General features: G+C 66.0%; 24 protein-coding genes. 12 read left to right on the top strand and 12 right to left on the bottom strand.

What is annotated here, in order from left to right; all coding sequences use genetic code 11:
* Positions 1 to 380: 380 nt before the first annotated feature.
* The 3 genes from dnaB to JVX90_RS17880 all read left to right on the top strand — a co-directional run bounded on the left by dnaB (position 381) and on the right by JVX90_RS17880 (position 3,558).
* A complete protein-coding gene (dnaB, locus tag JVX90_RS17890; RefSeq protein ID WP_205330012.1) occupies positions 381 to 2,594 on the top strand; it encodes a replicative DNA helicase in 2,214 nt (737 codons plus the stop codon).
* Between the two features lie 88 nt (positions 2,595 to 2,682).
* On the top strand, positions 2,683 to 3,177 hold the full coding sequence (locus tag JVX90_RS17885) for a hypothetical protein (RefSeq protein ID WP_205330011.1): 495 nt from the start codon (positions 2,683 to 2,685) through the stop codon (positions 3,175 to 3,177).
* A 156-nt stretch (positions 3,178 to 3,333) separates the two neighbouring features.
* Positions 3,334 to 3,558 (top strand): cupin, encoded by a 225-nt coding sequence (locus tag JVX90_RS17880; RefSeq protein WP_240193949.1) that lies wholly within the window; start codon positions 3,334 to 3,336, stop codon positions 3,556 to 3,558.
* Positions 3,559 to 3,586: 28 nt separating this feature from the next.
* Here the strand turns inward: JVX90_RS17880 and JVX90_RS17875 are convergent, their stop codons facing one another.
* Together JVX90_RS17875 and JVX90_RS17870 are read right to left on the bottom strand one after the other, a co-directional pair.
* Positions 3,587 to 3,814, bottom strand: coding sequence for a hypothetical protein (locus tag JVX90_RS17875; protein ID WP_205330010.1), 228 nt, complete (start codon positions 3,812 to 3,814; stop codon positions 3,587 to 3,589).
* Between the two features lie 79 nt (positions 3,815 to 3,893).
* Positions 3,894 to 4,253 (bottom strand): PLD nuclease N-terminal domain-containing protein, encoded by a 360-nt coding sequence (locus JVX90_RS17870; protein WP_205330009.1) that lies wholly within the window; start codon positions 4,251 to 4,253, stop codon positions 3,894 to 3,896.
* Positions 4,254 to 4,476: 223 nt separating this feature from the next.
* Here JVX90_RS17870 and JVX90_RS17865 point away from each other — a divergent pair, with 223 nt between their 5' ends.
* Positions 4,477 to 5,358, top strand: a complete 882-nt coding sequence (locus tag JVX90_RS17865; RefSeq protein WP_205330008.1) for an LLM class F420-dependent oxidoreductase — start codon at positions 4,477 to 4,479, stop codon at positions 5,356 to 5,358.
* On the opposite strand, the gene JVX90_RS17860 is transcribed toward JVX90_RS17865, so the two are convergent.
* The 6 genes from JVX90_RS17860 to JVX90_RS17835 form a co-directional block, all read right to left on the bottom strand.
* A complete protein-coding gene (locus JVX90_RS17860; protein WP_205330007.1) occupies positions 5,345 to 5,860 on the bottom strand; it encodes a nuclear transport factor 2 family protein in 516 nt (171 codons plus the stop codon). The two genes, JVX90_RS17865 and JVX90_RS17860, sit on opposite strands and share 14 nt — an antisense overlap.
* Before the next feature lie 107 nt (positions 5,861 to 5,967).
* A complete protein-coding gene (locus JVX90_RS17855; RefSeq protein WP_205330006.1) occupies positions 5,968 to 7,476 on the bottom strand; it encodes an HNH endonuclease signature motif containing protein in 1,509 nt (502 codons plus the stop codon).
* Positions 7,477 to 7,607: 131 nt separating this feature from the next.
* Positions 7,608 to 8,834, bottom strand: coding sequence for an NADH:flavin oxidoreductase (locus tag JVX90_RS17850; protein ID WP_205330005.1), 1,227 nt, complete (start codon positions 8,832 to 8,834; stop codon positions 7,608 to 7,610).
* A 5-nt stretch (positions 8,835 to 8,839) separates the two neighbouring features.
* Positions 8,840 to 9,619, bottom strand: coding sequence for an acetoacetate decarboxylase family protein (locus tag JVX90_RS17845; protein ID WP_205330004.1), 780 nt, complete (start codon positions 9,617 to 9,619; stop codon positions 8,840 to 8,842).
* Entirely contained in the window at positions 9,616 to 10,416 is an 801-nt protein-coding gene (locus JVX90_RS17840; RefSeq protein WP_205330003.1) for an SDR family oxidoreductase, read from the bottom strand. The genes JVX90_RS17845 and JVX90_RS17840 overlap by 4 nt, the downstream gene beginning before the upstream one ends.
* The gene (locus JVX90_RS17835) at positions 10,413 to 11,729 is read right to left on the bottom strand and encodes an NAD(P)-binding domain-containing protein (RefSeq protein WP_205330002.1); all 1,317 of its coding nucleotides are present in this window, start codon (positions 11,727 to 11,729) and stop codon (positions 10,413 to 10,415) included. Before JVX90_RS17835 ends, JVX90_RS17840 begins: the two co-directional genes overlap by 4 nt.
* Before the next feature lie 138 nt (positions 11,730 to 11,867).
* Between JVX90_RS17835 and JVX90_RS17830 the strand changes: the two genes are divergently transcribed.
* Positions 11,868 to 12,506, top strand: coding sequence for a TetR family transcriptional regulator (locus JVX90_RS17830; RefSeq protein ID WP_205330001.1), 639 nt, complete (start codon positions 11,868 to 11,870; stop codon positions 12,504 to 12,506).
* Here JVX90_RS17830 and JVX90_RS17825 read toward each other — a convergent pair.
* Positions 12,500 to 14,680, bottom strand: coding sequence for an MMPL family transporter (locus JVX90_RS17825; RefSeq protein WP_240193948.1), 2,181 nt, complete (start codon positions 14,678 to 14,680; stop codon positions 12,500 to 12,502). The two genes, JVX90_RS17830 and JVX90_RS17825, sit on opposite strands and share 7 nt — an antisense overlap.
* A gap of 113 nt (positions 14,681 to 14,793) precedes the next feature.
* On the opposite strand from JVX90_RS17825, the gene JVX90_RS17820 reads away from it, so the two are divergent.
* Together JVX90_RS17820 and JVX90_RS17815 are read left to right on the top strand one after the other, a co-directional pair.
* Positions 14,794 to 15,180 carry a MarR family transcriptional regulator gene (locus JVX90_RS17820; protein ID WP_205332485.1) on the top strand — a complete coding sequence of 129 codons (387 nt, stop codon included), beginning with the start codon at positions 14,794 to 14,796 and terminating at the stop codon, positions 15,178 to 15,180.
* A 46-nt stretch (positions 15,181 to 15,226) separates the two neighbouring features.
* Positions 15,227 to 15,823, top strand: a complete 597-nt coding sequence (locus JVX90_RS17815) for a TetR/AcrR family transcriptional regulator (protein WP_205330000.1) — start codon at positions 15,227 to 15,229, stop codon at positions 15,821 to 15,823.
* Positions 15,824 to 15,830: 7 nt separating this feature from the next.
* Here the strand turns inward: JVX90_RS17815 and JVX90_RS17810 are convergent, their stop codons facing one another.
* Both JVX90_RS17810 and JVX90_RS17805 read right to left on the bottom strand, forming a co-directional pair.
* Positions 15,831 to 16,757 (bottom strand): alpha/beta hydrolase, encoded by a 927-nt coding sequence (locus JVX90_RS17810; protein WP_205329999.1) that lies wholly within the window; start codon positions 16,755 to 16,757, stop codon positions 15,831 to 15,833.
* Complete coding sequence (locus JVX90_RS17805; RefSeq protein ID WP_205329998.1) at positions 16,754 to 17,689, bottom strand: SDR family oxidoreductase; 936 nt, start codon at positions 17,687 to 17,689, stop codon at positions 16,754 to 16,756. Before JVX90_RS17805 ends, JVX90_RS17810 begins: the two co-directional genes overlap by 4 nt.
* Before the next feature lie 184 nt (positions 17,690 to 17,873).
* Here JVX90_RS17805 and JVX90_RS17800 point away from each other — a divergent pair, with 184 nt between their 5' ends.
* The 3 genes from JVX90_RS17800 (at position 17,874) to JVX90_RS17790 (ending at position 22,555) form a co-directional block, all read left to right on the top strand.
* The gene (locus tag JVX90_RS17800; protein WP_205329997.1) at positions 17,874 to 19,808 is read left to right on the top strand and encodes an NAD(P)/FAD-dependent oxidoreductase; all 1,935 of its coding nucleotides are present in this window, start codon (positions 17,874 to 17,876) and stop codon (positions 19,806 to 19,808) included.
* A 35-nt stretch (positions 19,809 to 19,843) separates the two neighbouring features.
* Positions 19,844 to 21,292 (top strand): MFS transporter, encoded by a 1,449-nt coding sequence (locus JVX90_RS17795; RefSeq protein ID WP_205329996.1) that lies wholly within the window; start codon positions 19,844 to 19,846, stop codon positions 21,290 to 21,292.
* 372 nt (positions 21,293 to 21,664) lie between these two features.
* Positions 21,665 to 22,555, top strand: a complete 891-nt coding sequence (locus JVX90_RS17790; RefSeq protein ID WP_240193947.1) for an oxidoreductase — start codon at positions 21,665 to 21,667, stop codon at positions 22,553 to 22,555.
* Positions 22,556 to 22,563: 8 nt separating this feature from the next.
* On the opposite strand, the gene JVX90_RS17785 is transcribed toward JVX90_RS17790, so the two are convergent.
* Positions 22,564 to 23,166, bottom strand: a complete 603-nt coding sequence (locus JVX90_RS17785) for a glyoxalase (RefSeq protein WP_205329995.1) — start codon at positions 23,164 to 23,166, stop codon at positions 22,564 to 22,566.
* Between the two features lie 231 nt (positions 23,167 to 23,397).
* Here JVX90_RS17785 and JVX90_RS17780 point away from each other — a divergent pair, with 231 nt between their 5' ends.
* Positions 23,398 to 24,867 (top strand): hypothetical protein, encoded by a 1,470-nt coding sequence (locus JVX90_RS17780; RefSeq protein WP_205329994.1) that lies wholly within the window; start codon positions 23,398 to 23,400, stop codon positions 24,865 to 24,867.
* A gap of 169 nt (positions 24,868 to 25,036) precedes the next feature.
* Positions 25,037 to 26,539 carry a hypothetical protein gene (locus tag JVX90_RS17775; protein WP_205329993.1) on the top strand — a complete coding sequence of 501 codons (1,503 nt, stop codon included), beginning with the start codon at positions 25,037 to 25,039 and terminating at the stop codon, positions 26,537 to 26,539.
* The last annotated feature ends 80 nt before the right edge of the window (positions 26,540 to 26,619 follow it).

Below are 26,619 nucleotides of genomic sequence, written 5' to 3'. Positions count from 1 at the left end.
ACGTATGAATGGGCCTGTGGGAGAGGACGATGGCAGAGACCTCAACCTCTCGTGGAGTGCTGCCCGGGCGTGGCGCAACGCAACACGCCGACGCGTGGCGATCTGATGGCTGGGGAATTAGAAACATGGTCCTGACCTGTGGATTGGCACGGAACGGCCGACGAATTCCCCACGCTGTACACAGGAGATTGCACATGCCGTCCAGAGGTTTCGCCAGTTGTGCACACGGCATCAACAGTGTTGTCCACAGGGGTCATTTGATGCGGTTCGGTGCCTGGCCCTAACCTCTGGGAAGGTTTCAGTTCGCCCAGTGGCAACTGACAGGACTCCGGGGGCGGCCGCGCCGGGGTGACGTTGAGCGACGAGTGGGGGAGACGCGCGTGGCAGAACCGGAGGACCAGGGTCCCGAGCAGGAGGAGCCGGGCACCCCGCCACGGGAGGATTACGGGCGTCAGCCACCCCAGGATCTGCAGGCCGAGCAGTCGGTGTTGGGCGGCATGCTGCTGTCGAAGGACGCCGTCGCCGACGTCCTCGAACGCATCCGCCCCGGCGACTTCTACAAGCCCGCACATCAGGCCGTCTACGACGCGATCCTCGAGCTGTACGGACGCGGTGAGCCCGCCGACGCCGTCACCGTCAGTGCCGAGTTGGAGCGACGCGGTGATCTCCGCAAAGTCGGTGGCGCCCCTTACCTGCACACCCTCATCTCGACGGTCCCGACCGCGGCCAACGCCGGCTACTACGCGGAGATCGTCGGCGAGAAGGCGATCCTGCGTCGGCTCGTCGAAGCGGGCACGCGCATCGTGCAGTACGGCTACGCCGGCGACGGCGGCCAGGACGTGGCCGAGGTCGTCGACCGTGCACAGGCCGAGGTGTACGAGGTCACCGAGCGTCGAACCGCCGAGGACTATGTGGTCCTCGAAGAGCTTCTGCAGCCGACGCTCGACGAGCTCGACTCGATCGCGTCGCGCGGTGGACTGTCGCTTGGTGTTCCGACCGGTTTCGCCGATCTCGACAAGTTGACCAACGGTCTGCACCCGGGGCAGATGATCATCGTCGCCGCACGCCCCGGTGTGGGCAAGGCGCTTGCGCTCGACACGCCTCTCCCGACACCCGGCGGCTGGACGACGATGGGCAACGTCGCCGTCGGTGATCGTCTGCTCGGAGCGGACGGGCGTCCCACCCGGGTGGTCGCTGCGACGGACGTGATGACTCAGCGGCCGTGTTTTGAGATCGAGTTCGACGACGGCGGCTCGCTCGTCGCCGATCAGGAGCACCAGTGGGTGGCCGACATCGACGGTCGCCGCGAGGTGCTCACCACGGACGCGCTGCAGTCGTACGCCGGGCGTGCAACGGTCCCGAACGCCGAGCCGCTCGAGTTGCCGCGTCGCCCGTTCGCGTACGGCCCGTACACAGTCGGCGCTCTCGCCGGCATGGCGTACGACGACCCCGAGATCACCATGCGGATCGAGGACGAGGGCCCCGTCGACGTGATGACGTTGATGGCCGACCTCGGTGGCCGCATCCCGCGCGAGTACCTGCGCGGATCGATCACTCAGCGTCGTGCGCTGTTGGCGGGCATCCTCGACTCCCGCGCGCGCGTCGACGACGACGGCTGGATCACCGTCCCCGCCGCGACCAACCACATGTCGGGCATCGTCGGCGACCTAGCCGCGGGCCTGGGCTACACGTTCCGTCGGGCGAGCAGCGGGTGGGTGCGGTTGGCCGCGTCCGACGACGTCTTCACCGTCCACGACAAGATGCAGCGCCACAAGGAGCTTCGGACCCGGGTTCGGTCGCGGCTCGTAGTCGCGGTTCGGCCGGTGCCGAGCGTGCCGGTGCGTTGTGTTCAGGTCGACAACCGAAGTCACCTGTACCTCGCGGGTGAAGCGATGGTCCCGACCCACAATTCGACGCTCGCGATGGACTGGCTGCGGTCGGCGTCGATCCACCACGGCCTCACCAGCGCGATGTTCTCGTTGGAGATGAGCAAGACCGAGATCGTCATGCGACTGCTCTCGGCCGAAGCCAAGGTGAAGCTCGGCGACATGCGGTCGGGCAACATGTCCGACGACGACTGGAGCCGCCTCGCGCGCCGCATGGGCGAGATCACCGAGGCTCCGCTGTTCATCGACGACTCGCCGAACCTCACGATGATGGAGATCCGCGCGAAGGCTCGGCGTCTCAAGCAGCGCCACGACCTGCGGCTCGTCGTCATCGACTACATGCAGCTGATGACGTCCGGCAAGAAGGTCGAGTCACGTCAGCAAGAGGTCTCGGAGTTCTCTCGTTCGATCAAGCTCCTCGCAAAAGAACTCGAGGTCCCCGTGGTCGCGATCTCGCAGCTGAACCGTGGACCGGAACAGCGAACCGACAAGCGCCCGCAGGTGTCCGACCTCCGTGAGTCGGGATCTCTGGAGCAGGACGCCGACATGGTCATCCTGCTGCACCGCCCCGACTCCATCGAGCGCGACGATCCCCGCGCAGGCGAAGCCGACATCATCGTCGGCAAGCACCGTAACGGGCCGACGGCCACCATCACCGTCGCCCACCAACTGCACCTCTCGAAGTTCGTGGACATGGCGCGGGGCTGAGGTCGTGGTTTCGCCATTCTGGCGGCGGAAGCAGCGGGCAGACCGGCCGGCGAATGACGATGCTTTCGTCGTGATCGGTCGCGGTGCGATGCAGATCTACGACGCGGGCACATCGGACACTCTGTCGCGTATCGTCGACGCGATCTTCGAAAGAGACGTCCGAGTGATCGCCGGCGACTGGCGAGGTGTCCAGTACTGGATCGACCAGATGGAGAGACCAGGGGATCCGACCGTCTGGATCTTCGACCCGTCGACGATGATCAGTGAAGAACTGTTGCCGCTGGCAGATTTCATGGAAGCGGTCCTGGCCGATCACATCTTGAATGCGGTCGACTACGCTGATTTCGCGAACTGGCTCGACGTGAACGGCAAGCGGTCCATCGGTCAGGCTGAGTGCGTGCCGGTGGTACCGCCGCACTTCGTCTCAGGGCGAGCAGATCCCGATAGTCGGTCGGGCTCCAGCTTCTCCACAGCTGCCTATCTGTTGTCGAGCGCGAAGACGTTCGCTGCCATGAAACAACTGGGCTTGAAACCTGGGGATGACTTTCCTCCGGAGTTCGGTGAAATCGTCAAGGGCAGCTGAATAGTCACATCAGTAGGCACCAACCGTAGGCCGGAGCCGACTGTGCTTCACCCGAAGAGGAGTGACAAATCGTGCGTTTTACACCGCCGCCGACTACACCGCCGACCGTCCGTGGGTGCGCTCGATCTCGTGGACATCGGGTCGGCGAAGGTTCGGATGCACTGGACCGATCAGCCGTACATGTGGCATGTGAACGACGGCCCCGAGGTGTTCGTGGTCCTTGACGGTGCGGTGGACATGCACTACCGGGTGGACGGTGAAGAGCACGTCGAACGGTTGACTCCGGGAACAGTGTGCTGCGTCGAAGTGGGCGATGAGCACATCGCGCATCCCGCACCGGAAGCGCGAATCCTTGTGGTCGAGCAGGCGGGCAGCGTCTGACGGGCGGGCGGCGGCACCCGGGTCGGAGCTACTCCTGCCAGGCTCCGTCTGCAATGAGAGGGCGGTTGTCGATGTCGGTCGCTGCTTCGGCCCGTGCGAGGGTAGAGCCGGTGTACGCGACGGGCCGGTCCTCACCGGCGAACAGGACCTCGACGAAGTCGACAGGGAAGTGGCGCACCGCGGTGACGGTGCCCTCCGCGGTCTCGCCGGACGGTCGACGGCATCGGACGGTGCATCCTGGGGTGAGTCGTCTCATGTCGTTCTCCTCGCCGTGATGTGGTCAGGCGAGGGGAGTACCCGGCGAAGGGGAACGTCAAACAGGACTTGGGGAGCGGTCAGTCCTCCGCTGGAGCGCCGTCGGGGTCCTGCTTGTCGCGCAGTTCGCGGCCCTTGCGGCGCTGTTCTTCCGCTCGTTCGCGGATCGATCGGAGGAACTCCTCGTCGTCGTCCGGATTGGACGGCGCCGACCTGCTTGGCCGTTCGTATTCTGGGTAGCCCGTCGTTCTGGCAGGCGCAGCGGCGCCCTCCGGGCGGCCGACGAGGAACCACACGAGGGAGCCGACGAGCGGCAGCAGGATCACGATGATGAGCCACGCGATCTTCGGCAGATGCCGAACGCGGTACTCCTCGGCGACGACGACGTCGACGAGCGCTATTGCCCAGACCACCAGCACGATCAGACCGAAGTACGGCACCACACACCCCCAGAAGAGACTCTCTCGTCCGATAGTGCCATGTATGCCGGGAACGGGGCGACTCCTCCGGTCACCACGGCGTGGTTCTCCCACCCAGCAGGACCGCCCCGGGATGCGGACCTGGTGCGTGCGATGCTCGATGAAAGAGTCCGCGATCGGGGAGCGAGCACATGTCCGACCTTGTCCGTCACGGTTCGTCAGAGCCGACGCTCGGAGCGATCTGATGTTCGTCGGTCTCGGGCTCCCCGTTGTCACCGCTTACCCGCCGACCACTCAGGTCTGGGAGGCCGGTTCCGGAATCGCCGAGTTGGCGACCGTGGCGCGGGCTGCTGATCGACTCGGCTATCACCACGTGACGTGCAGTGAACATGTGGCGGTGCCGGTCGACGTCGCGACCGAGCGGGGCGGCGTCTACTGGGACCCGCTCGCGACGTTCGGATACCTTGCGGCGGTGACCGAGCGGATCCGCTTCGCCACCAGCGTGCTGGTCCTCGGATATCACCATCCGCTCGAGGTGGCCAAACGCTACGGCACCCTCGACCAGGTGTCGGGCGGTCGACTGGTCCTCGGAGTCGGGGTCGGCAGCCTGCGCGAGGAGTTCGAGCTCCTCGACATGCCCTTCGACGATCGGGGTGCACGTGCCGACGATGCGCTCGCAGCCATCCGGTCGGCCTTCTCCACCGGCACACCGAGGCACGACGGTCCGTTCTACGCGTACGACGACGTGATGGTGGAGCCGCACGCCGTGCAGGACTCGGTCCCCGTCTGGGTCGGCGGACGCACTCGTCGGGCGCTGCGGCGAGCCGTCGAGTTGGGCGACGGGTTCAGTCCGTTCGCGCTGACGCCGGAGCAGGTGTCCCAGATGCTGCCGACCGTCGACCTTCCCGATGGTTTCGACGTCGTCCTCACGAGCGGACTACTCGATCCGCTCGGAGACCCCGACGACACCCGACACCGGTTGGAGAGCCTGCGCGACGCCGGGGCGACGATCGTCACGGCGTCGCTCACCGCGGACAGCCTTGTGCACTACACCGATCAGCTGGCCGAACTGCGGAACGTCGCCGAGTCGGTCGGTGCGCGGTTCGACGCGACTACAGCGCCGTGACGTAGTCGAAGTAGTTCGGTGTCGTGTCCTCGCGGAGGCGGCTGAGCCTGCGGTAGCTGATCAGCCAGCGACCGTCCTCCTTGCGGTATTCCTCGTGGTAGTGGCCGTATCCGTGGAGATGCTCCTCGTGATCGCCGTTGGTCCACCAGAGCTTGTCCTCCATCGCCCAGACGCCGCGGGCCGTGGTGTCCGACGTCAGTTCGATCTCCGGCATGTGACCGTGATGCACCGTCGTCACCTTGACGTCGCCGTCGAGAAAGCTGCTGATCGCGGCCGTCAACTTCTCCTTTCCAACGATCCGATTCGACGTGCCGCCGGTCTTCGGCTGCTTGTCGGCCGGCAGTCCTCCCCAGGTCTCGGAGACAACATCGTCGGTGTGCAGCGTCGGATAGACCTCCCACTCCTTGTTGTCCATGCAGCGGAGGCGAGCGCAGAACGTCCGCTTGATCTCCTCGATTGCCATGAGCTGGTCGGCGGTGCTGAGAGTGAGTTGAGCAGTCATGGTCTCAACGTGACAGAGGCGGGTCGCAGCTACAAGAACGACTTCCATTCACTGGAACCAGCGCTCTGCTCGGGATGCGGGCATGGCGGTGTCCCCGCCTGACCAGTTCAGGCGGGGTTGCGCACCACGTCGACCCCGGGTGGGGCCGGTGGTCCCGGTGGTGGTGCCGGGATTCGGCAGGAGAGCCACTTCTCCACTGCCGATCCGGACTGGGTGGCCCGAACTGCCGGGAGGAGCTTCTCCGGCTGCAGCGAGTGGTTGACCTTCCACGGCTCGTTCGAACCGGTAGGCCGCCATCCGACCCGACCCTTGAACGGGCCCGAGGTCAGGACGGTGGTCTCCCATCCGCCGGGTGTGGTGGAGACACTGCGGTTATGTCCTCCGCACGCACCGCCCAGGTGATCGATATCGGTCGGGCCACCGTCCTGCCAGTCCGGCATGTGATGCGCCTGGGTCCGTGACCACGCGGTGGTGCAGCCGGGCGCGGTGCAGCCGCGGTCCCGACCGAACAACGCCAACCGCTGGGCGAGGGAGGCCAGGCGGCGGCCGCGCCCGAAGTGCAGGATCTGCGAGGACTGGCCTTCGAACACTTCGAGCCACGGGGTCGCGTCGGCGGCGATGTCGACCAGATCAGCCACCGGCAGACGAGTCCCCGTCGCGGTGACCGCAACCCCGGCCCGGTTCTCGAGGTCCTCGAGTGAGGCGGTCACCACAAGGTGGGCCGGGAGGGCGATCGAGTCGCCGAGCGCGCCGTTGGCGAGCAGGTGGTCGAGCATCGCTTCGAGCGCGTCGTGGTTGCGCTGGGACTGCGACCGCGTGTCCCGCTCACGCGCCGCTGCGAGGGCTTCGGCGTCGGCGCTGTAGGCCGGCCCGCGCGGGGACTCCGGGTCGTCGGGATTGTTCATCCCCGGCTCGGCCCACAGGGTCAGAATGGCCTCGAGCTTGGCTCGAAGCGACGGGGACAGTTGCGCCCTAATCTTCGACATCAGTCGCTTGTCCTGCGGTTGGATCGCAAATCCCCGAGTCCGCGCACGGTCGGCGTCGTCGGTCAACGAACCGTCAGGATCCAAGTGGGCCAGGATCCGGCGTCCGACCTCCCGGGTGCCCTCCGGGGTCAACTGCCGAGACAGTTCGGCGAGCTCGGCCTCGGCGCGGGCCTTGTCCTCTGCCGGGATCGCGGCCGGGATCTCGTCGATCACAGCGACGATCTCACTGACGTGATCGACCGACAGATCACCATCGGCCACAGCTGCTGCCGTGGCCGGCAGCGTCGGGTCGAGCTGGTCGCCCGAGTAGTTGTACATCGGACTGATCGCCAAGGCGGCGGCGAGACGACGTTTGCTCGCGCCGGCACCGAGACGAAGCGCGGAAGTGAGGTACTTGCCCGGAGTCTGAGCACCCGCTTTGCGGTAGGCGCCACGAGTGGACACTTCCGCGAAGAGGCGGGCGCTGACGCCGTCGGAGCGGCGGTTCGAACGCTCGAAGACGTCGGACATGTGCAGCACGTCGTCATCGGTCATCGGGGTCAGCGACACCGACGACAGCTTCGCGGCCACTGCGTCCTGCAGGCGGGCGAGCTCTAGAGGCGAATCGGGAAGATCGAATGTGTCGTTCATCGTGTTCGCCTCCCTTCGGCGTCTCGACAGTTAGAGTGTCCGTTTTGCTTGGTATCTCCAGTCTAGTCTGTATGTGTCCGAATACATAGAAGATTCGCCTGTGAGTTCGATAAGAGAGTCGCAGGTCCGGGTCAGCGGGGGATTGTGGCTTGTCTTCCGGCGGCGACGGTGATCCTGGTGAGCGACTGCGCGAGAGTGCGCAGACCCGGGCGGTGCTGAGGCGACTTCCCAGCGGCGATCCGATGAAGCTGATTGTTGTGCCACGCGAGTTCGAGGTAACCGTCGGCAGGGCGATAACCGATGCGCGGTGCGCTCTTGGGGAGGGGCGGCTCGCGGCCTTCGATCAGGTGTTTCGGGTAGTCGGGCACAAACGCGAGAGGCCGCCCGAGTCCGATCACGTCCACCACTCCGCCGGCGAGGACAGCTTCCATCGCTGCGGGCTTTCGGAGGCCTCCGGTGAGCATGATCGGGACCGGACTGACTGCACGGATCTGCTCGGCGAACCTGAAGAAGTACCCGTGATCGGTGGTGGCGTCCTGGCCGTCGGCGACTCCGGTCATCGCGGGCTGCTCGTATCCGCCGCCGCTGATCTCGAGCAGATCGATGCCCTCCTCGCCGAGGGCGACGGCAACGGCGACCGCCTGCTCAGAGGAGAAATCGCCGTGAACAAAGTCCTTCGAGTTGAGCTTCACCGACACAGGGACGCTGTTGCCGACGACGTCGCGAACGGCGCGGACGGTCTCCAGGACTGCGCGCATGCGACGAGTGTCGTCACCTCCCCACTCGTCTGATCGTTGATTCGCGACCGGTGAGAGGAACTGTGACAGGAGGTAGCCGTGTGCGGCGTGGATCTGAATGCCGTCGAACCCGCCTGCCACCGCCAACTCCGCGGTGCGCGCGAACCTTCCGATCAGATCCGAGACCTCGCGGCTCGCCAGCTCGCGCGGCTTGCGCAGGTTGTATCCGGGCACCGGGCTGCGGCGAGCCGAAGGGGCCACCGGACGGCGGTTGAACGGGGAGACGGCGACCTTGCCCGGATGACTGATCTGCGCCCAGAGCTTCGTGTCGGTGCCCGACGTCGCCGCCGTCCATCTCTGGATCGCCTCGAGACCTCGGGCGTCGTTGAGGATGACGTTGCCGGGCTCGGTGAGCGCGTCGCGGTCGACCATGATGTTCCCGGAGAGGAGCAGGCCTGCCCCACTGCGCGACCAGACCGAGTACAGGCGTCGTAGAGCATCGCCTGGTGTTCCGTCTCGAGAAGCGAGTTGCTCGCTCATCGCGGCCTTGGCCAGTCGGTTCGTGAGGACCTGCCCGCAGGGCAGTGTCAGGGGACGGGCGACGTGAGGAGTATCGGGCATGGTGATCACAGGACTCTCGGTCGAAGTCGGGTCAGGGAGAACAGCGGGGACAACGGGCGGAGCGGAATCGGCGGGCTGCCGGCGGACAGGTCGACGCGATGCAGACGGGAGTCGACGACGGCTCCCAGGCCCATCCGGTCGATGGGGTCTCGCTCGGTGCCCCGGATTCGGAAGTCGTCGAGATGCACGGTCCGGGTCTCGATCGGGTGCTCGCCCGGTGTGAAGCCGATGACTCGAGGCAACGACGCGCCGAGGGTGCCCGCGACGTTTCGATGTGGCCGGCCGAGGATCGGCGGCGCATCGGAGACGACGTCGCCCAGCCGCCCGCTCATGGTCAGCAGCTCTTCTCCGCGGCGGTGGGCCGAAGCGGAGATCGTCGTGTCGTCCAGGGACCAGTTGATCTCCCCGAGCTTCTTCGGGTAGCCGAGGAGCTCTCGTCCGAGGATCAACGCGACGTCGTCGTCGAGGATCATCCACGGGCAGTGGATTCCGGTGCGTCCGCCGATGGTCTTGATGTGAACGAACACACCGGCCTCGTGGTACACCGAGCCGTACGTGCAGTCGGGGAACCACGCTGCGAAGACGTCGGCACGCCCCGGATTGACGGGTCGCACGCCTGCGGGCAACCAGGCGTTCATGGTCGGCACATCCACCTCGACGGTGGCGGTGAAGTAGTGCGCGTCGCGATACAGCATTCCGCGGACCGGAGCCAGACGCCGTGCTTCCCGAAGGCTGCCGCGCAGGTTGTAGTCGGCGCCTCGGCTGCTCGTCGGAAGTCCTCTCATCTGAACTCTCCGTACGCGCTCCGCAGGATCGGGCTGAGGATGGCTCGCGGAGCGTGCCTGCCCCCGACGTCCTGCAGTTTTGCGGTCACGCCGGGTACCACCCGTCGGCGCCCGGACAGGAGGCCGCGGACGGCCGCTTCGGCTGCGGATTCTGCGCTCACCCAGGCGAACGCCGGAAGGCGTTGCTCGATCGCACCGAGGTCCGCCACCTCCGCGAACTCGGTGCGGACGGGCCCAGGCGCGAGGAGTGTGCAGGTGACGCCGGTCCCGGCGAGCTCACTGTGCAGCGATTCGGACAGCGTGTTCACAAAAGCCTTAGTAGCCGCGTACGTCGTGTTGTTGGGGCTGGGTTGATTGCCCGCGGTCGACCCGGTCACGAGGATCCCGCCGGAGCCCCGTGCGACAAGTCCCGGCAGGACACCGAGCAGAAGGTCGTGGACGGCCACGACGTTCACCTCGACCTGTTCCCGTTCCCGGTCGGGATCGAGGTCGAGAATGCCGCCGTACGTCGCGAATCCTGCGTTCAGGCAGATCCCGCTGACATCGACGGCGCCGAGTCGGTCGACGAGCCCGCGGCGGCTGTCGCGATCGGCGAGGTCGCACGCTTCGACGTCGGCGATGACGACGTAGCGCGTGGCGAGTCGATCGGCGAGGAGGCGGAGGCGGTCCGCGCGCCGGGCGACCAGGATCAAGGAGTGGCCGCGCCGCGCGAACGATTCGGCGAGCGCCTCGCCGATGCCGCTCGACGCTCCGGTGATGACGACCCGGGCATCCGGGGTCGGGGAGGGGAAGCTCATGACGGGATCTGCTCCTTTGGTGCGGGCGTTCGGACGGGTGAGAGGGTCGGCCGCATCGCGGCTGCCGCGGACAGAGCGCGGAGGCCCTGCCTCAGGAGGCGGATTCGACAGAGGATCTCCGCCGAGCCTGCGAGCATCGACGATCGTGCGGGAATCCACCGGCCGACGACGTCGGCGAGCGGCTCGGAGAACCTGGGTTGCGCATCGATCGCTTCGGCGAGAAACGCTGCGCCGTGCGAGATGATGCGACCAGCTCCCGACCGAGGAGCGACGAGCCCCATGAGATAGATATTGGCGAACCTCGGCGCGAGGACGTGCTCGATGAGCAAGGGGTCGCCGTCCTCCCAGACGAACATCGACTCGTCGAGCATCGGGAACCTCGTGCGGAAGCCCGTCGCCCACACCACTGTGTTGTAGTCGGACGACGTTCCGTCGGTGAAGTGCACGGTCGGGCCGTCGAATCGTTCGATCTCCGGTCGCGGGACCACGCGACCGTGTTGCAGCGCGTACATGAGTGAGGTGTTGACCGTGACGTCGCGGGTGAACAACTTGTGGTCCGGGCGCGCCAGCCCGTACGACTCGTAGTCGCCGTAACTCAACCGAAGCATCATCTTGAACGCCGCGCGCTGGAGCGGCATCGGCCACCAGACGCGGTCGAGTTCGGACACCGGGACCCCGAACATGGTCTTCGGGATGAACCAGTAGCCTCGGCGCATCGAGATGTCGGCGGTGCCGAAGGTGGCGGACGCCTCCACTGCGATGTCGCTGGCTGAGTTTCCGGCGCCGACCACCAGCACACGTCCGTCCGCAGCGAAGTCGGTCGGTCGCCGATAGTCCTTCGAGTGGATCTGTTCGCCGGTGAAAGTGCCCGGGTAGTGCGGCATGTTGCGCTCCCAATAGTGGCCGTTCGCGACGACGACGGCTCTATATCTCCGGACCTCGCCCGAAGCGAGGCGGACGTGCCAGCCGGCCATTCCGTTGGCGTCGACCGGTCGGACGTCGACGACCTCGGTGCTGAACTCGATGCGCTGCTCGAGGCCGAACTCGTCCACATACGACTGCAGGTACGCGAGCATCTGTTGCCGGCTCGGAAATGTGGGGTAGTCGCCTGGCATAGGGAACTCGACGTACTGCGTCGACGTCTTGGAGCTGATGAGGTGGGTCGAGTCGTAGACGCCGTGCGACCAGTTGCCGCCGATCCGGTCGTTCGCCTCGAGTTGGTCGTAGTCGACCCCGGCTCTGGTCAGTGCGCCTGCGACGCCGTTGCCGACGTAACCGGCCCCAATGACGCAGACTCGTTCGCTTCGGTCCATCGTTCGCCCGCCTTCGCTGGTGCACGGGAGGATCTGGCATCCTCACAAAAGTTACATAGACTGTAGCTACAGTGAGTGTAACTTAACAAGTCGTACGATGGCGGGGCGCTGGCGAGCGCGATACGGGAGGAAGCTTCGATGGCGGATCTGGACACGGATGTGCAGCTCAGGCGTCCGTACGCACCCCGGATGGGGTCAGAGGAACGGCGTGAGCAACTCCTCGATGCAGTGCTCCGGGTGATCGTGGAGCGGGGCGTCCACAAGGTGTCGATCGAATCCGTGGCGTCCGAGGCAGGCGTGACGCGCCCCGTGGTCTACAAGCACTTCGGCGATTCGGCGGACCTTCTCAACGCGTCGCTGCGACGGGAGGAAGCGCGCGCGCTCGCACAGTGCTCGGCGGCTGTCACCGTGAGCGAATCGGTTCGCGGCTCGTCGAGCATCGCGCTCGTCGTGTACGGAAACCTGCTCCGGATGTTCGAGGATTCGCCCGACCTGTGGCGGGCGGTCCTGCAACTCGCCGACAGTGCGACCCCCGCGTTTCGGCGCACCGTCGAGCGTGGCCGCGAAGAGGCCGCCACCCGGCTTGCCGAGGTTCTACGCGCCCACGCCGCTGACCGGGGTCCCGAAGCGGACCGCCTCGACGTCGATGTTCACGCGCGCATGATGGTCGCGCTCGTCATCGAGTCGGGCAGGCTCCTCCTGTCGCGGCCGGAGGAGTACACGCGCGAGCGTCTCGTCGCCGCCGCGGGGAGCGTGGTCGACAAGGCGACTCAGTGACGCTCGGCCTCCGAGTGAGCGTCTAGGCGCTCGGAGCGGCTCAGTCGGCTGGGCCACCAGACCTTCTGCCCGATGTCGTGCACCAGCGCCGGGACCAGCAGGGTCCTCACGATCAGGGCGTCGAGCAGAACCCCGAACGCGACGATGAAGGCGATCTGCGCGAGGAAGATCAGCGGAATCACCGAGAGTGCGGAGAAGGTGGCGGCGAGGACGACGCCTGCCGACGTGATCACTCCGCCTGTCACGGTCAACGCCTTGATGATCCCTCGACGCGTCCCGATCTGGAGGGCCTCTTCACGGGCGCGTGTCATCAGGAAGATGTTGTAGTCGATTCCGAGGGCCACGAGGAACACGAAGGCGAACAGCGGGACGACGGGATCCGCGCCGGGGAACCCGAGGATGTGGTTGAACACGATCGACGAGATCCCAAGTGTGGCCGCGAACGAGAGGATCACCGTCGCCATCAGGATCAGCGGCGCGAGGATCGAGCGGAGCAGCAGGCACAGGATCAGCAGGACGACCAGGCTCACGACGGGAATGATCAGGTTCTTGTCGTGTGTCGCGGTGGTCTTCGTGTCCAGGTCGACGGCAGTGGAACCGCCGACAAGGGCGTCGGAGCCGTCGACGGAGCGGACCGCGTCGCGGAGTCGAACGACGGTGTCCTCGGCGGCGAGCGAGTCTGCGGGATCGGTGAGTTCGGCTCGCAGCGCGGAGCGGCCGTCCACGGTCTTGGGAGCGCCGCCCGCGTCGCCGACCGGGGTCACGGTGGCAACTCCTTCGACGCCTGCCGCAGCCTTCTGGACTGCGGCGACGGTTCCCGAACTGGTGATGATGAGCGCGGGCGACCCGGCGTCGGCATCGAAATGGGCAGAGAGGACGTCCTGCCCGCGCTGGGAGTCGACCGTGACGAGGAAGGTGTCCGACTGGGCCACGCCGTCGGCCTTGAAGGACGGCATGAGGGCCGCGAAGATGCCGAGAAGCAGCACGCAGGCCACCCAGATCGTGCGCGGACGGCGCGAGACCTGCCGTGCGAGCGCTGCCCAGATGCGGTGAGAGTGCTCGGCATCGGCAGGTTGTGACGCCGTGTGGACGGGCGTCCGCGGCCAGAAGGCGCGCCTGCCGACGAGTGCGAGAACCGCAGGCAGGAATGTCATCGACGCGATCAGCGAGGCGGCGATTCCGATGGCGGCGACAGGTCCAAGGCTGCGATTCGAGTTCAGATCCGAGAGCAGCAGGCACAGAACGCCGGCGATCACGGTGCCTGCCGACGCGGCGACAGGTTCGATGGTCGCCCGCCACGCAGTGCGCATGGCGTCGTACCGGTCGTCCGTTGTGGAGAGCTCCTCTCGATAGCGTGCGACGAGCAGGAGGGCGTAGTCGGTCGCGGCGCCGAACACCAAGATGAAGAGAATGCCCTGGCTTTGACCGTTGAGCGTGATCGTGTCGGTGGATGCGAGCCAGTACACGACTGCACTGGCGAGAGCGAGCGCGAAGATCGCGGACAGGATGACGATGAACGGGAGGATGGGGCTCCGGTACACGACGATCAGAATCAGAATCACCACGATGCCTGCGACGAGCAGGAGGAGGCCGTCGATGCCGCCGAAGGCTTCGGTCAGGTCGGCGGCGGTCCCGGCGGGCCCGGTCACGTAAACGGACAAGCCGTCGGGTGCGCCTCTGGCGAGCACCTCGCGCAAGTCTTCGACGACGTCACCGACGTCGCTCGTCGAATCGATCGGAACGACTAGTCGCGCGGCTGCGCCGTCCTGCGATCGCACGGCGGGTGAGGAGGCCTGGACTGCATCATCGGCTTGGGCGGCCGCCGCGGCCGCGGTCTGCAGGAACGTGACGTCGGCAGGCGTGACTCCGGAATCACGCGATGCGGCGATGATCGCGGGAACGCTGCTGCTGTCGACGAACGACGATTCGATCTCCGCCACCTCGGTCGCTTCCGCCGACGCGGGCAAGAAGGAGGAGTTGTCATTGGTCTGGACGTCGCCGAGGCGGCCGGCGAACTGTCCGCCCATCGACCCCACGATGAGCCAGGCGATGATCAGCAGGGCGGGGACGAGCCATCGCCTGCGGCTTGTCCGTCGTTTCGTGTCGGCGAGGTCGGGCACGGAGTCCTCCGAAGTTGTCGTGGGCCGCGGTGTGTCGTTCTCACGTACCGTCATTAAAGCTCAGTCTACTGAGTAATTCAACGGGCCGAATTCTGAGCTCGTTCGGCGGTAGGTTGATCGGCGTGAACGATGGATACGCCGGGTGGCCGACTGGGCGTCTGCTCTCGATGGCGGCGCGGCTGGTGGAGCACGAATGGGAGAGAGTGCTCCGCGAGTACAGCATGTCGAGTGCGGGCCTCGTGGTGCTGCACACCGTCGCCCGAGAGTCGGCGTCGCAACGAGAGATCGCGCAGGCCGCCAGGGTCACCGACCAGACCGCCAGTCACACGATTGAACGGCTGGAGCGCAGCGGGTACGTGACGCGCGAAGTGGACCCGAGTGATCAACGTCGCCGGGTCGTCGCCGCGACTGCAGAAGGCCGACGGGTCTACGAGCAACTGGTGGAGGCCGAGCGCACCGATCCTCGTCTGATCGCAGCGATCGGCGACTCGGAGGCAGATCTCCGCGCGATCCTGCTCGAGCTCATCGCTTCACAGGCGCGTCCGACCGGGTAATGCGTCGTCTGCGACCAGCTCAGCGTCCCCACAGTAGACTCGGAGTATGGAATCTGTACCGAAGCCGCGTCTGACTCTTCGGGAGCAACAGAAGGTGCGGACTCGCGCCACACTGTTGGACGCCGCCGCTGACCTGATCGGCCGTCAGGGGTTCCGGGAGACCACGATCGACGAGATCGCGAACGCTGCGGGAGCGAGTCGCGCCACGGTCTACTCGTACTTCCCCAGCAAGGATTCGATCGCTCGGGAGATCGTCATCGAACTGTGGGACGAAGCGGAAGCGCTGTACCGGGCATTCGGCGAACTCGACGAGTGGACGCGCGAGAGCATCTCCGGGTGGATCGTCGGCCTGGTCGACGCGTGGGAGGCGAGCCGCGTGCGATTGCAGGTGCAGTCGGCCGGGCTGGTCCAGTACGACGACTTCTACATCGACTACCACCGCAGATTCGTCGAAGCGTTGACGATGAACCAGGCGCTCTGGGCACGATTCGCCGGTGATGGCGGCGAGCAGCGTGCGCTCATCCTCATCGGCGGGATCGCCACATTCATGAACACGTGGATGGTCCGCGGGTGGGAGATGGACAGAGATGTGGCGATCTCGACACTCACCGACGTCTGGTGCTCGGTGCTGCGAGTCGACTGACGGCGGGTCACCGCCTCAGCTTGGCCCGCATCAACCCGCCGATCTCGTCCAGCGCGAGCCGAGCACGGGCGTGGTGATCGGCGTGCATCAGGAAGCCGTGGGCCACTCCCGGGTATCGCAGCATCGCCACCTGCACCCCGGCATCACGAAGACGTAGACCATACTCTTCGGCGCTGTCTCGGCTGGGGTCGTGCGACGCCGTGACGACGATCGCGTCGGCCAATCCCGACAGATCGTCGGCGAGACTCGGAACACCGTACGGGTGGTCGAGGCTCGGGTCGTCGCCCAGGTAGTGGTTCTTGGCCCACGCGAAGTCGCCCGCGGTGATGATCGGGCCGGCGGCGAACTCGATGACGGAGGGCCGCGTGTCGTCCCGATCGATTCCGGCGTACAGGTGGAGTTGGAACGACAGCGGAGGTCCGCCCTCGTCGCGACTCTGCAATGCGACACCCGCGGCCAGGGTGGCGCCGGCACTGTCACCCGCCACCGCGATCCGATCGGCGTTGATGTCCAGCTCATCAGCGTGGGCGGCCAGCCATTGCACCGCGAACCAGGCCTCCTCGGTGGCCACCGGGTACTGGTGCTCGGGAGCGAGTCGGTAGTCGACGCTCATGACGACGGCCCCGGACGCTTCGGCGAGGAATCGCGCGACGATGTCGAAGTCGTCGATCGTTCCGATCACCATGCCTCCCCCGTGGAAGTACGCCATCGCTGGGAGTCGTGTCTGCGCCGACGGCCGGTAGATGCGGACCGGCAGCGGTCCGTGGGGCCCGTCGAGGACCCTGTCCTCGACGGTGTGCATCTCTGGTCCGGTCCGGCTCGGCAGGGCGGCGAGTGCTGCACGCGACGCGTCGATGCCCGCCACGTGCATGGGGACCCAGGTGGAACGGCGAGCTTCGAGGTAGGCGGCGACGTCGGCGTCCAGTTCGGTCATCGTGCACCGGCCTTCCCCGTGACGTCGGGCGACACTTTGACCAGATCCCAATCGGCCTGTACCTCAGATGGCATCCGACCGACGAATGCGTCGAGTTGAGCCCAGAGTGAATGCGCCGTGGTCACCTCGTCGACGGCGAGGACGTGATCGATCAACTCGGGCCATGCCTCCGGGACGTGCTCGGCGGCGAAGGCTCCCCGTGACTCGGCTTGAATCACCCGGGTCACTTGGCCGCCCCCGACTGCGAACGCCTCGCCCGTCACGGATGTGTCTCGGTGCAGCAGATACGCGACGAACGCTGCGACGGCCTCCGGCGGGAAGTGAGTTCTGATGAACTCCGCGAACCCCGGTTGTTCGATTCCTGCGGTCGATCGAGTCCATGCCGCCGGAAGGACGGTGTTGGCGCGGACACCGTGCGGTCGGCCGAGGATCGCTTGGGTGCGGGTGAGCGACAGGATCGCGCCCTTGGCGGCCGCATAACCGGGCATCGCGGGTGCGCCGTAGCTCCCATTGGAGGAGATGTTCAGAATCGCGCCGCGCGCCGTGACGAGGTGAGGCCAGGCGGCTTCCGCGATGCGGTGCGCGCCTCGTAGATGGACGTCGACCTGAGTGTCGAAGTCGCCTCCCGCTCCGGCGTTGTTGATGACGATGTCCAGGCGACCGAACGAGTCGACTGCCGCCTGCACGATCGTGTCGGCCTGCGTGACGACGTCTCCCGTGGCGCCGACCGCATCGGCGCCTTCAGCGCGCAGGATCTGCACGGCGGCGTCGGTTCCGGGTTGATTGGCGCCGCCTGTCCAGTCGCGGCCGAGATCGTTCACGACTATGCGGCAGCCACGTTCTGCCAGTTGGCGGGCGTACGCGAGCCCGAGCCCGAACGTGGAGACGCCGGTTATCAGCGCGACTTGCCCGTCGAAGCGCAGTTCGTTCATGCGAGCGGTCCTCTCAGTCTGCGGGAGCGGCGTCGTGTCGCCACCCTCACCGCATTTCTATATCAAGAGGTCATTCACTAGACCCAGAATATGGAAATCTATCGGTGAGTATTGACAGTGGCTCTGGAGTTTGAATAGTGTTCCGCATCACACACAAATCCTGCAGTCGACGAGGAGCCGTTCAGTGTCCACATTCGCCCCAACCCACGCCGGAACCCGTCCTGCCGACTCCGATCACGACGTCCTCCGAGAGGACCTGCGTCGAGCCGACCCCGCAGTCCTCTTGGCCGTGTTGGCACAGGTCACCGGCGACCCGACCGTGCTCGACGATCTGGGCGGAGCGATCGATCACATCGCGGATCCGCCGGAGATGCGCGGCGTCACCGATCCCGGCACGGCGGACGCGATCGTCGACAGGCTGGCGCGTGAACTCACCGACCGAGACCCTCAGTCTGCTGTCGACACGGGCGCCGTCGACCTCGAGTTCTTCGGCCGACTCGCGACCACTGCGATGGGTGTCGAAGTCCCGTCCGAGTACTACGCGATGCTGCTCGAACAGGGTGGATTCCGGCTCGCACAAGCGGCGAGTCCGAGGACTGCCTCAATTCCTTCGACGCTCGATCTCGCCATCGTCGGCGCCGGACTGGCGGGAATCGCTGCAGGTCTGCGCGCACAGCGCGAGGGGGTCGAGTACCGGATCTACGAGCGCAACCACGACATCGGAGGCACGTGGCTCACTCAGACCTACCCGGGCGTCGGCGTCGACACGCCGTCGGCCTACTACTCGTTGTCTCACGAGCTCAATCCCGACTGGACCAGCTATTACCCCAAGGGCGGCGAGTATCAGGACTACCTTCGTGACGTCGTCGCGCGGAGCGGCATCGACCGGCGCACCCTATTCGGCACCGAAGTCGAAGCACTGACCTGGGACGAGAGCGCCGCGCGATGGCGGATTCGGATTCGCGACGTGGACGGCGCCCGGGAGGAGACGGCGGCCGCTGTACTCACCGCAGCCGGATACCTGAATCGGCCGAAGTATCCGTCCGCACCGGGACGTGAACGCTTCCAGGGGGTGAGTGTGCACACCGGGCAGTGGGACCACTCCATCGACGTGACCGGCAAACGGGTCGCTGTGATCGGAGCGGGGTGCACAGCCGCTCAGGTAGTCGACGCGATCGCGGGCGACGTCGCCCACCTCACGCTGTTCCAGCGTCAACCGCACTGGGTGGCGCCGAGGAAACGCGACAGTGACGACGTGCCGGATCACCATCGGCGTCTCGGCCGGCGTGTTCCGTTCTACGCGAATTGGTTGCGGCTCAAGGCGTTCTGGGGCGCGGCGGACAACGGCTATCCCGTCGTCATCGTCGATCCGGAGTGGGCGGCCGACCACAAGTCGATCTCCCCGGCGAACGACTTCCTTCTGAACGATTGTCTGGCGTACATCGACCGAACATTCGGCGAGGGCTCTGAGCTCGCGGCGAAGGTGACGCCCGACTTCGCTCCCTTCGGAAAGCGCATCATCCGCGATCCCGGTCGCTACTACGCCTCACTCGCGCAGGATCACGTGGACGTCGTGGTCGCCGAACCGGCGGAGATCACCGAGGAGGGGATCCGAACACCGGACGGCGACATCGTGAAGGTGGACGTGATCGTGTACGCCACGGGCTTCCACCTGGACTTTCTGTCCGACTTCGACATTCGAGGCCGGGACGGGGTCCGGTTGGTCGACGAGTGGGCCGACAACGACCCGCGTGCGTATCGAGGCGGAACGGTGCCCGGCTTCCCGAACTTCTTCGTCGCGAACGCGCCCAACGCGAACCCCAGCCACGGTGCGGGGAACAACTTCGGCATCGAGGTGATCGTCCACTACCTCTTCGAATGTCTGCACCTCCTCGCGGAGACGGGCAGCCGTTCTCTCGAGCCGACTCGTGCGGCTTACGACGAGTACGTCGAACGTATCGACGCAGACATGGAGAACACCGTGTGGCGCTACACGCCGACGGCGCACACCTATTACCGGAACGACCAGGGGCGAGTGATCCTCGCCTGCCCGTGGCGGCTCGTCGACGTGTGGAACGAACACCGTGCGCCCGACCCCGCCCACTTCTCCCTCCGATGACCTCGGCCGAGCGCCCCCAGAAAGCGAGTTGATCCATGTCCGTCTCGACGTCCGGGAATGCCCGGCAGGTGGAGGCTTCGTCGCCCGACGACCGCTCCACACGATCCTGGGTCGGCGTCCTGCTGATCCTGCTGCTCCTCACCGAGCAATCGGCGCTCGGGTTCTCGCTCATCGCCCCCGCTCTGCCTCAGGTGGCCGCGGAGTTTCCCGGAAGTCAGGTGGTCTGGGTGATGACGGCGTTCACGCTGTCCGGCGCGGTCGCCTCCCCGGTCCTCGGGAAGTTGGCCGACCGCTACGGCAAGAGGAGGATGCTCGTCGTCACGGCTGCGATCGGAGCGGTCGGCGCGTTGATATCGGCGACCGCGCCGAGCTTTGAGATCCTCGTCGCCGGGCGATTCATCTCCGGAATCGCCTTCGCATGCATGGCGTTGGGATACACGTTGATTCGAGACACGTTCCCGCGCCGAATGCAGTCGCTGTCGATCAGCATCGCCAATACGGGGGTCGGTGCCGTCGGTGTCGGTTCGATGCTCGTCGCCGGTGTCCTCATCGATCACTACGGGATGCGGTCGGTGTTCTGGTTCGCGTTCGGGTTCTGCGCGATCGGCGCGGTGCTCGCGGCGCTGTTCGTTCCGGAGACGTCGATCCGCTCGAAGTCCGGAATCGATTGGATCGGCGCGCTCCTGGTGACGGTGAGCATGTTCGTCGTGATGTTCGGACTGTCCAAGGGCAAAGTATGGGGCATCGTCGACTCACGGACCCTCGGAGTCGTAGCCGCCGGTCTCGTCGGATTCGCAATGTGGGTCTGGTGGGAGCGTCGTACCCCTGAGCCGCTCATCCGAATCGACTTGATCACCAACCCTGGGCTCCGGTTCGTGGTGATCGCGGGCGGTATCGCATATGGTGCGACGACACTCCTCGCAACGCTGATGCCGATGCTTCTGCAATCACCGACCAGCACCGGTTACGGTTTCGGGCTCTCCGCCACCCAGATGGCCGGATGGCTCCTTCCCGGGCAATTGGCGATCGTGGCGAGCGGGTTCATCGTGGGCGCCACCGCACGGAGAGTCGGTTTCCGGAACCATCTGACGCTGGGCGCCCTCGCGATCGCCGCGTCGGCGGCGTTCCTCGCCGCTGTTCCGACGTCGCAGGCCGTGATGATGCTCATCTGGGTGGTGTTCGGTCTCGGATGCATGATCTACGCCGCGGTCCCGAACCTGACTCTTCTGACGCTTCCGGAGACTGAGCGAGCCGTCGGATCGAGTTTTGTCGGAGTCGCGCAGACGATGGCGGGCACCTTGATCTCGGCGATCGGGTTCACCGTCCTGGCGCACTTCGTGGCCGACTCCGGGCCGACCGGAGTGGTCTACCAAGAGTCGGGTTTCCGGTACGCGTTCCTGGTGTCCGCGGGCGCGGCGCTCCTCGGTGCGGTCCTCTCTCTCGCCGTTCCGCGGGGCATCCAGAAGAAGGCGACAGAGCAGTGAGCAGGAGTCTGCCGACTTCGCGGTTCGTCGACACCAACGGGGTGTCCGGCCGGTGTGCGAATCGGCTCCTGGTCGAGGTCGCGCGTGACGTGGGCACCGAAGCGAACCTTGAGCGGCGAGTGATCAACACCGGTCATCGGACTCAGTCAGTCATCTCGCTGGGACTTCGGGGTACTGGAAATCCGCCGAACGACTGAATCGTCGCCGTTATTTGGACATCGCCACGTCGGTCCGCCTACGGTACCCACCAGTTGATCGATCGATCGATTGGCTGTCACCTCATCGAGGCGCCGGCCGGTGACTCGGGTCCGTGGGGGGCCCGAGTCATCGCCGGTCGGTGACACGCGTCGAGATGAGTGATAGCAAGGACTGATGAGCAGCGATGCGATGACGTGGACATCCGACGACCTTCCCGACTTCACCGGGCGGACGGTGATCGTCACCGGCGCGAACAGCGGGCTCGGCCTGGTGGCGGCACAGGAGTTCGCGCGCGTCGGCGCGAACGTCGTCCTCGCAGTCCGCGACACGAACAGGGGTGAGAAGGCTGCGGCGTCTCTGAGTGGACACGCCGACGTCCGTCGCCTCGATCTCGCGGATCTCTCGTCCATTCGCGACTTCGCGCGCGACTGGAGCGGCGACATCGCGGTCCTGGCGAACAACGCGGGCGTGATGAACGTGCCCGAGTCGCGGACCGCGGACGGATTCGAGATGCAGATCGGCACCAACCATCTCGGTCACTTCGCGCTCACGAATCTGCTGCTGCCTCACGTGACGGACCGAGTCGTCACGATGTCGTCGATGATGCACCGCAGTGGCCGAATCGACCTCGCCGACCTCAACTGGGAACGGCGCCGCTACAGCCGCGCGGCAGCGTACGGGCAGTCGAAACTCGCCAACCTGCTGTTCTCGCTCGAGCTGCAGCGCAAGCTCACGGCCGCGGGATCGGCAGTTCGATCGATGGCCGCGCACCCCGGCTACGCGGCCACCAACCTGCAGACCCGCACCGGCAACCCCGTCTTCGACTGGGGTGGTCGGATCGGAAACAAGGTGATCGCCCAGTCGGCGGAGGCGGGGACGTGGCCGATGCTGTTCGCCGCGAGCCAGGATCTGCCCGGCGGTTCGTATGTCGGACCGGACGGGCTCAATGAGATGCGCGGTCATCCCGCACTCGCGGGCCGTACCGCCCGTGCGAGTGACCTCGACGTGGCGACGAAGCTGTGGGACCTGTCGGAGGAATTGACCGGAGCGTCGTTCACCCTCTGACGCTCGGGTCAAGCCCAGACGAAGCCGTCTGGGTCGGTGAACGCACCCGCGTCGGACGACACGATGAGGCGGTGCGACCCGCTGCCGTCGGCCGGCACACCCGCGTTCTTGGCCGTGGCCTTGCGGCTCTGCAGGGCGAGGGTGATCTGTCCGTCGCCCTTCTCGAACTCGACGTACTTGCGACCGAAGCTCTTCGCGACGGTGAAGCCCTTGTCGATGTAGAACGTCTTCGTGGCTGCGACGTCGTCTGCGCCGAGCAACAGGACGATCGAGTCGACGACGCCCAACGGTGCCCCGGTGGCCTTCTTCGTCGACGAGGCCAGCGTCCACACGGTGCCGTCCGGCGCCTCGAGGGTCGCGCCGTAGCCCCAGAGCGACTTCGACGCCGGCTTGACGACTTTCGCTCCCGCAGCGACCGCGGCGTCGAAGAACCCGTCGACCACACCGGGGTCGGCGACGACGAGTGAGATGACGAAGCCGCGGAAGCCCGATGACGGTTCGTCGGATTGCTCCACGCGGAGCCGGTCGCCGAGGCCGAATGCCTTGTTGTAGAAGGTCTGCGTCGCGTCGACGTCGGTTGCGGTGATGGTGAGTGCGTTGATTGATGTCATGGGAACAACGCTACGGCGGTCCGCGCGTCTCACGCTTCTCGAAAACTGATCGATACGAACCGCAATCCGTGACGCTCGACGCCGCCCTCTGGCACAGATTTGCCGTTAGTCCGAACAGATGATTAATTTCGTGTCGAAACCGCCGTCTCATCGCGCGGAACGGTCCCCGACGTGGCTAGATACAGAGCGGTCGCGTGCTTGCCGCACGCTGGTGAGTCGGGAGAACTTCACGTGATTACGTTCGGTAAGACGGCACGCGCACGGGCGCTGCGAATCGGAACAGCCGCGATGGTGTGCGGCCTGCTGGTGGTCGGCACCACGCAGAGCACGGGCGGCGTCCCGTCGGCGTCGGACCGAGCCTCTGTGGTCGACCTTCCCGAGCAGATTCTCCTCGACAGGGTGACCACAGTGGATGAGGAATCCGCTGCGCCCACGTCGTCCAAGCGGTCACGTCCGACGGTGATCTCGCCCGACGGCACCGTGTGCGCTCCAGGTCGGTCGGCGACGCTCGGCGTCGTCTTCAGTTCGGTGTTCGACTCGTTCCTCCCGCAGATTCCCGCGCAGCATCGTGCCGCGGCACGGGCGGCGAAGGCTCGGGCGCTGTCCGGCCTCCATCAGATGACGATCTCCGACCTCGCGATCTCGATGCATCCGTCGGATCTCGGAGCGTCCGACGACGCACCGATCAACACCTACCGCGATCCGATCTCGCAGTGGATCGTGACGCAGCTGATGAACGTCAAAGACGGCGAGGCGGGCCGGCCGATCCGCGTCGACAACCTCACGGTGTCGCAGGCGGTGGAGACTGCGTGGCTGTACTTCTACCTGACCGCCGTCATCCCGCTGACGATGGTCAAAGACACCATGCCGACGTTCTACTCGGTCGGCCCGACGTCGCTCGGCACCCTGATCACCTTGCCGATCACCATCGGCACCGCCGGGATGAAACTGTTCTACAAGGCGATCAGCAACGCTGTCGTCGACCGATGCACCGCGCAGATGACCCCGGAGCAGATCAGTCAGGCGGGACAACCCGATCCCGACCTGGCCTTCACCTCGCAGGTCCCGTCGATCATCGCCGACATCGCGGGCCAGGTGTCGATCGCGGAACCCGGAACGTGTCCCGCCGTCGCCGACATGTCGCTGGGGCGAGTCGTCGAACGGACCTCCGAGTACCTGCAGGCGGTCGTGCCGAACCGCAGAACGGCGGCCGAGGTGAAGAACCGGATTCGCGGCCTGAAGCAGTTCATGAAGACCACCATGGTGCCCCACAATCTGATCCCCGCGGACCCGGCCGACTTCTCGACGGTCGAGACGCTGCTGTCGTACGGGCTCGGCGTGGCGCCTTACGCGGGCGGAGCGCTCACCGACATGCTCGTCGGCCTGGCGCACAATCTCGCGAAGGGCGACAAGCCCGGTGAGATGGTCCCAATGTGGGACCTGACGGTCACCAAATCGCTGACGGCCGCCTACTTCGCGTACGCGTTGACGACCCAGGTGATCGCCCTGATTCAGGACCAGGTGGCGTCGGGACTCGCCGCGACGATGGGCGGCGTCGACCTGATGCCGCGGATCAAGGGTGTCATCAGCGCTCCGAACACCTACGGACTGGTCGTCTTCCACAACGTGCTCCGGTCGATCTGCCTCGACGAGGACAAGGTCCCAGCGTCGTCGGAGGGAACTCCGGTCGCCTCCTGGTGATCGATACGTGAACGACTGGCACGTTATGTGACCTGGAACGACCAAGACGGGACGATGTGACCCAAAACATGCTTCATCGGCACGTGAAGCCCACAAAACATGACTGAATGAACCTCGTTGGACGTCGCATAGCCGTGCGTGGCGTCGTGAGTAGAGGGTTCGTAGTCCAGTGGCAGTCAATCGTTTCCTGTCGTCGCGTGTCGTCCGCGTGGGCAGCGCCCTCCTCGCGAGTTCCGTCATCGTCATGAGCGTCGGGCAGAGCAGCCCCGTCCCCGCCCGTGACCTGACGGCGTCCATTGATACGGCAGCGGCCGCGATGGAGGAGAGCCCGGCCGCTGTCACCACCCCCGACGGAGTCGACACGCTCACCAAGCGTGCAGCAGAGGGCGACGAGCTCGATCCCGCGTCGCCGACCGACCCGGACGCGACCGAACAAGAGAAGCCGGACGACGGGAGTTCAGGCGTCGGATCGTCAGACCTGGGGTCGTCGAACAAGGGCACGTCCGACGCGAGCTGTGTCGGTGCCGAGACGGCGACCTTCGGCGCAGTGGTCCGAGCGGTGTTCGACTCGTTCATGCCGTACCTCCCGCCCGCGCAGCGTGCCGAGGCCGAAGCCGCCAGGGCGTCGGTTCTGGCCGACCTGCAGAGCATGGAGATCTCGACGCTCGCCGTCTCGACGCACCCCAGGGGCCTCGGCGCGTCGGAATCGGCACCCATGAACACCCATCGGGACCCGATCTCGCAGTGGCTCGTCACGCAGCTGATGAACGTGAAGGAAGGCCGGTACGCACAGCCGATCACGCTCGACAATCTGACGATCAGCCAGGCCGTCGAGACCGCGTGGCTGTACTTCTACCTGACGGTGCTGATCCCGTCGTCGGTGCTCAACGACATCGCGCCGGTCCTGCTGGCCGCCGGTCCGGCGAGCAGCATCACGCTGATCACGATGCCGCTCTCGCTCGGCGCACAGGGGATGTCCCTCCTGTACTCGAAGATCAGCGACGCGATCATCGGCCGCTGCCTGGTCAAGATGACGCCGGATGAGATCTCCCGCGCGGGCAAACCCGACCCGGACCTGCAGTTCAGCACCGAGGTTCCGACGATCATCCAGTCGATCGCCGACCAGCTCGCGATCGCGGAGCCGTCCACCTGCCCGTCGGTCTCCGACCTCTCGCTCGGCCGGATCGTCTCGCTCACGTCGAAGCTGCTGCAGGCCGACGCCCCAGACGAGAAGACCGCGAATCGGATCGCGGCGGTCACCCGCGGCCTGGAGAGGTTCCTCGGCGCCACTCGAGTGCCCGAAGGCGCCGATCCCGGACCGTCGGAACTCGAGAAGATCATCGACATCGGGCTGGAGAACGGGTCGTCGGACAATCCCGAGCTCGCGCAGATCCTCGGGATCGCGAAGCTCCTCGGACGCGGTGTCGGCCTGGCACAGACGATCACTCTCGCCGATGTGACCGTAGCGAGTGCAAAGCTCGCCGCCGACATCGCAGCGCAGGTCATCACCTTCGTCCTCACTGCGATCGACGATGCGACGGTGTCGCCGCTGTTCTCATCGGCCCTCGGGATCGAACTGCTGCCGCACGTCGGCGGATTCCTCACCACGTACGGGCTGAACGTCCTGCTGAACCTGATGTCGTCGCTGTGTCTGGAGATCGAGCGTTCCTGAACGTTCTATGACAAAAACAGATCATATGTCTCAACGAATCGGACTGTGACCGCTGGCGGCCGCCACTACGTTTGACGATG

Origin of the sequence: Gordonia sp. PDNC005 (assembly GCF_016919385.1) — a bacterium.
Taxonomy (GTDB): domain Bacteria; phylum Actinomycetota; class Actinomycetes; order Mycobacteriales; family Mycobacteriaceae; genus Gordonia.
Note: the sequence above shows the minus strand (reverse complement) of the source record. Positions and strands in the feature narration are given on the sequence as shown.